The organism is Mycobacterium sp. (genome assembly GCF_039583805.1).
Lineage (GTDB): Bacteria > Actinomycetota > Actinomycetes > Mycobacteriales > Mycobacteriaceae > Mycobacterium.
The window spans coordinates 1,847-6,598 of the sequence record NZ_JAVKSH010000148.1 but is presented as its reverse complement, the minus strand read 5'-3'; the positions used below and the strand labels follow the sequence as shown (position 1 = coordinate 6,598).

The window sequence follows — 4,752 nt, the reverse complement described above, 5'->3', positions numbered from 1 at the left end:
CCCTGGCCACGGAGCTCGCGGCCCGGCTCAGCATCACCAAGACGGCCGCGATTCGTCACGCGCTGCGCGCACAGCTGGCACTTCTGGAATCCCGCCACCGTCAGCGTCTCGATCAGGTGCTCGACGTGCTCCGCTGCGAAATCTGGCCGTTGACAGCCGGTTCTGCGCCCATCACCAAGGAGGATCGCGAGGTCATCCTCGGCTATAACGAGCAGGGATTCAACGGGTGATCGTTGTTGACACCTCGGCGATCGTCGCGCTCGCCCGCAACGAGACGAAAGCTGCCGAGGTCGCTGCGGCGCTGATCAGCGAGCGGAATCCGGTTATCGCCGCACCCACCGCGACAGCATGCCTCATCGTGCTGAACAGCCGCTTCGGCCCGAGGGGTCGCACCGTCTACGAGAGGATTCGTGCGGAATTCAACATCGGTGTCGGCCCGTACACCGAGGACCACGTCGTGGTGGCCCTGCAGGCGTTCACGCGATTCGGGAAAGGCCGGCACGCAGCGGGACTCAACTTCGGCGACTGCATGACCTATGCGGCCGCCCACGTCAGCGGCGAACCGCTGCTGGCCGTCGGCGACGACTTCCCCCAAACCGACCTCGAGTTCGACGGAAGAGTCCTCGGCCAATGGCCGGTTTACGGCCGTGGGTCGCACTGAGATCACTTCTGCGCGAACGCCCAAACCGATACCGGAAAATCAGGTTCGTTTCGCAACGAACGCAGCCAGCGCCGGTAGCGACGCCACCGCGAGAAGTTGGCGCGGACGCAGGCCCGATTGCCCCACGAACCGGTCTGAATCCGCTCCAGATCGAACCCACACTCGGCCAGAAAGTAGCGGATCCCGGTTTCGGTCCAGCGCGAGCAGTCCTGAGGCCCGTCGTGAATCCGGATCAGAAAGGGAGTGGTGATCAGGAAGTAGCCGCCTGGCCGCAGCATCTGGTGCACATGCCTTCCGGCGCGGTATGGCCACAGCACATGCTCGAACACCTGCTCGGCGATGATCAGGTCGTACTGCTCGTCCGAGGCCGACGCACAGATGTCGAATTCGGGATAGTGAACCGAACGGTACGCCTTGAACGGCTCGCGGTGTTTCCAGGCATCACCAGAAATCTCGAGAACGCTGAGCCGGCCTGGCTCAACACCCCGGACGAGCTTCCGGGTTTCCCGGTCCATGACTGTGCGGACCCAATGGTCCGACGGATCCGGCCAGAACAGTCGCTGTTCCAGGCGTTGCAGCGGCGCATAGCCGGGCAGTGGCTCCAGCCGCCTGCGTATCGTCAGCAGCCACCCGGGGCCGACACGATCGGCTTCTTCTTGTCCTACAGCCTCCATGCGGCGGTCTCCCCTGTCTTGGACTGTTCAGTCGTCGTCGGAATGAGGCGTCGCCTGCCGACTGGCGTCGCCGTGCATCGCCCGGCACGCGACCCAGGACCCGTCAGCCACGGGCAAGCGCGCGGTCGGCCAGTGCGCCGATGACCGGAGCGAGCTCTCGCACGTATTCGGCGGTCAGATGGTTGTGGTCGCGGTACACCAGGGTGTTGCCCACGATAACCGGGCAGCGGTCTGCCGTGCAGAACAGATCCGTCAGGTCCGCATACTGTCCGCCGCCGGCCCTTGTGGCCGCTGCCTCGGCGACGACGCCGGGCGCGTCCACCGCCGACGACCGTAGCGGCGAGCAGGCCGTCGCGTCGTCGAGGTGGCTGGACAGGCAGTCCGGCACCCGCGAGCCCGGATCCGGTACCGGCCCGAGCACCAGAACCTGCGCGCCGGTGGCTCGCAAACGGGTCACCAGCACCGTCAGCTGGTCTGTCCACGCGGAGTTGTACGGCGTGAAGCCGTAGTCGGAGGTGTACCGCCGCCACATGCTGACCACGATCAGCCGCGGATGCTCGGCCTGCAACCGGGCGATGATCCGATCACGCCACTTCGGGCATTCGGTGAACTTGCGGTGCAGCAGGGGGTTGGTGATGGCCAAGTCGGTCGGAGGACAGGCGGCCTTGCCCAAGATCTCCAGCCGCCAGCGCTGTTGGTCCGCGACCTGCTGGAACGCCGGGCTCCACATCGTGGCATGCGAGTCGCCGACGAGGGCCACCGTCGTGGACGAGGCGATGTCCCCTGTCGCGCAGACTGGCGGTACAAAGTCGAAAAAATTGCGCAGACAGCCGTTGAGGTTTATCCCAGCTAGATCGGCCGACGCATCGGCCAGCGGGGGGTTGAGGTTCGACGGTACCGCCTTCAGATCGGCAGACGCCGCGACCGCCGCCTGCACCTGCACGAACGCATTTCGCACCGCCGCGTCTGGGTCAGCGTTGTGGTTCCCTGGCGGAGGCAACGCAGTGACCTTCAGCGCCCTAGCCGGTGCGCCACGGCCGACCGGCACGGGCACCACGACCAGCAACACCACGCCCGTACAGACCGCTACCGCGGTGACGGCCCCACCGAGCGCGAGACTGCGGGCGGGTGACCCGCGCAGGCCAGCGAAGAAGCGGACCGGGTTCTCGACGAGCCGCAGTGTGAGCACGGCCAGCCCGCCGGAAATAGCCGCCGTCGCCAGCCGGCCGGACAGCCCCAACGGGTGCCCCAGCAACGGCGGTGCCAGCAGCAGCACCGGCCAGTGCCACAGGTACCACGAGTACGACACCCGGCCGACCGCCCGCATCGGCCCCAGGGACAGAGCGCGGCCGATTCCCAGCGAGGGTGCGGCACAGCCCGCACCGACGACGAGCACCGTCCCGAGCACGGGCAGCAGGGCCGCGATACCCGGGTAGGGCGTGGCCGCGCCCAACCGGTGGCAGGCGAACAGGATCACGGCCAGGCCAACCCATCCCGCGATCGCGGCGGGCAGTCGGGCTAGTCGGCGCCATTGGCTGGCCGTGAGGGCCACCAGACCGCCGGCGGCCAACTCCCAGGCCCGGGCTTGCAGCCAGAAGAACGCCGCAGGCGGCAATGTGTACGTCCACATCAGCGACATCGCGAACGACGCCGCCGCAACCAGCCCCAGCGCCACCAGGTAGGGCCGTTCCGACGGGCCGCCCTGCGCGCCGGCGCGCCGGCGCACCCGCCGGCTGAGCCACGCCGCGCCGATGATCAGGGCCGGCCACACCAGATAGAACTGCTCTTCGACGCCCAGCGACCAGTAATGCTGAAACGGCGACGGCGGCGTGCTAGCTGCAAGGTAGTCGACGCCTTGCGTAGCGAACCGATAGTTGCCCGCGTAGAGCGCGCTGGCTATGCCGTCGGCGAAGACCTCCCGGGCCTGCAGCGGCGGCAGCAGGATCGCCGAGCCGATCGCGGTCACGACGCCCACCGTCGCCGAGGCCGGCAGCAGCCGGCGCGCCCGCGCACCGTAGAAGCGGCCCAGCCGGATCGTGCCGGAACCACTCACCTCCCGCCACAGCATCCCGGTGATGAGAAAGCCCGAGATGACGAAGAACACGTCCACCCCGACGAACCCGCCAGTGATACCGGGCACCCCGGCGTGAAAGAGGACCACCGCCAGCACCGCAACCGCGCGCAACCCCTCGATATCCGAGCGAAAACCCCGCTCGGACGCCCGCCCGCCCGATACCCGGCCGGGAGCGCCAACGGTGCCGGCCTGCTGCATCCTCATCCCCCCACATCAGTCCTTGGCAAAGCAGTAGACCCGGTAGACGAATCCCCCATCGCGACGCAAGTCCCAGTCCAAAACCCCGAAGCCGTACCGGATTGCACCGGACAGGAATCCCGGTACGCGGCGGCTGATCGAGTCCTGCGAACGCCGCGTGATCTCTTTGAGCCCGCGTCTGGCGCCGTCGTCGATGATCTTTTCCGACACCATCCGCATCGGTGCGGCGGCCAGCGACACCTCCCATCCCGCGATGTCGGGAACCCGGCGATTGTCGGTGTACAGAAAGTGCCCGCCCGGGCGCAGCACACGCGCCACCTCGGTCAGGAACCGGTCGATGCGCGGATACTGGTGCGAGGCCTCCACATTGATCACCGCGTCGAAGGTTTCGTCGGCGAACGGCAGGTCTTCGGCGTCACCCTGCACAAAATCCAGCCCCGGCAGCCGGTGCCGTCTGCGGCAGAAGTCGACGCTGGCGGGGTTCAGGTCCAGCCCGGTGTACGACGCCGGACCCAGGGTGCGCACGATGTAGGACGCTCCGCCGCCGGCGCCGCAACTGACCTCCAGCACACGTTTGCCGCGCAGGTCCACCTGGGTGGCGACGAGGTGGTAGAGCTGGATGCCGTACCGGTTGGGCTCGTCGGACGCCGCCAGCGGCAACCCCATCGGCGGGTCTTCCTCGTAGCCGAAGTTGAAGAACACCACGTCGTCGCCGACTTGGCGGGTACCCAGCGGCAGCACGTACTTGGTCACGAGCTTCCCGACGAATGGGTTCGACTGCAGGCGGTATCGAAGGGCCACGGCAAAAGTGTGGCATGAATTCGCGGCGCAACCCGCATCGGCGGCGGTGCCCCGCGTCCGCGCGGCAGGCCCGTCTCACGCTCGCGTGGCCGACGGAACCCCGTTAGCTGCGGTTGCTGTGCCAAAACATGTTATCCGTCGATGTGGCGCTCGATCGCCCGTGACGACCCCCGCCAAACTGCTCGCCTTTCGCAGGCGCGACTCCAAGCATCGACCGCACCGGATGCCATACGTGTGTAATACAGTGAGTCAGGGACCGGGTTGTATTGGCCGAACGACGCGGTGACCCACATGTGGGATAAGCACCGCACCGCAGTCGAGATGGCCATCGAGGCCGTCAACGA

Annotated in this window: 5 protein-coding genes; 2 read left to right on the top strand and 3 right to left on the bottom strand. The window is 67.4% G+C overall.

Features of this window, described 5'->3' with window-relative positions; all coding sequences use genetic code 11:
- The first annotated feature begins 2 nt into the window (after window positions 1-2).
- Window positions 3-230, top strand: coding sequence for a type II toxin-antitoxin system VapB family antitoxin (locus ABDW21_RS15795; RefSeq protein ID WP_343603014.1), 228 nt, complete (start codon window positions 3-5; stop codon window positions 228-230).
- Window positions 230-661: a type II toxin-antitoxin system VapC family toxin gene (locus tag ABDW21_RS15790; RefSeq protein ID WP_343710711.1), complete on the top strand. Its 432-nt coding sequence runs from the start codon at window positions 230-232 to the stop codon at window positions 659-661. Before ABDW21_RS15795 ends, ABDW21_RS15790 begins: the two co-directional genes overlap by 1 nt.
- Window positions 662-663: 2 nt before the next feature.
- Here the strand turns inward: ABDW21_RS15790 and ABDW21_RS15785 are convergent, their stop codons facing one another.
- The 3 genes from ABDW21_RS15785 to ABDW21_RS15775 all read right to left on the bottom strand — a co-directional run bounded on the left by ABDW21_RS15785 (window position 664) and on the right by ABDW21_RS15775 (window position 4,390).
- Window positions 664-1,335, bottom strand: a complete 672-nt coding sequence (locus ABDW21_RS15785; RefSeq protein WP_343603012.1) for a methyltransferase domain-containing protein — start codon at window positions 1,333-1,335, stop codon at window positions 664-666.
- 103 nt (window positions 1,336-1,438) lie between these two features.
- Entirely contained in the window at window positions 1,439-3,613 is a 2,175-nt protein-coding gene (locus ABDW21_RS15780) for an acyltransferase family protein (protein ID WP_343710709.1), read from the bottom strand.
- Between the two features lie 9 nt (window positions 3,614-3,622).
- Window positions 3,623-4,390, bottom strand: coding sequence for a phthiotriol/phenolphthiotriol dimycocerosates methyltransferase (locus ABDW21_RS15775; RefSeq protein WP_343710710.1), 768 nt, complete (start codon window positions 4,388-4,390; stop codon window positions 3,623-3,625).
- Window positions 4,391-4,752: the final 362 nt, after the last annotated feature.